This window comes from Exiguobacterium sp. B2(2022) (genome assembly GCF_028823655.1).
Lineage (GTDB): Bacteria > Bacillota > Bacilli > Exiguobacteriales > Exiguobacteriaceae > Exiguobacterium > Exiguobacterium aestuarii_A.
This window is the reverse complement of sequence record NZ_JAPEHX010000156.1, coordinates 1-596: the sequence shown is the minus strand read 5'-3', so window position 1 is coordinate 596 and position 596 is coordinate 1. Positions and strand designations below refer to the sequence as shown.

Genomic DNA, 596 nt, shown 5'->3' with positions numbered 1-596 from the left:
GGATAAGCCTGCCTATATGGGTGGAAAAGACATGACGATTAAAGCGGTCGCAGACCGTTCGACACGTCAATTGCTCGGCATCCAAATCGTCGGATTCGAAGGAGTCGACAAACGAATCGACGTCTTCGTCACGGCCATCACACTGAAGGCGAAAGTGGATGACTTGTTCCACCTTGACCTCGCATACGCACCACCGTTCTCGACGACGAAAGATCCGGTCATGTATACAGGGATGGTCCTTTCGAACAGTATCGACAAGGCGGCACGACTCATCACACCAGCCGAGCTGCAGACACGAATCGATGCAGGGGAAGACATGCAAATCATCGATACGCGGAAAGCAGCGCAGTTCGAGAAGGCGTGTGTCGATTGTGCGGTCAACGTCCCACTCGGCAACTTGCGGGAAGCTGCGAAAGACATGGACAAAAACAAGCCGACCGTCGTCTATTGTAACGGCGGGGTGACGGGGAACGCGGCACAAAACGTGCTCCGTAACCTCGGATTCACCGACGTCTACAACTTGTCAGGCGGGAATAAGAACTATCAGTTGTTCAAAAAATACGGGAACTGAATAAGGCGGCGTCCATTGCGGGCGT

Annotated in this window: 1 protein-coding gene; it reads left to right on the top strand. The window is 53.4% G+C overall.

The features are described from left to right. Positions 1 to 571: rhodanese-like domain-containing protein (locus tag ON063_RS14795; protein ID WP_274665648.1), on the top strand; the 571-nt coding region annotated here is incomplete at its 5' end. Positions 572 to 596 lie beyond the last annotated feature (25 nt).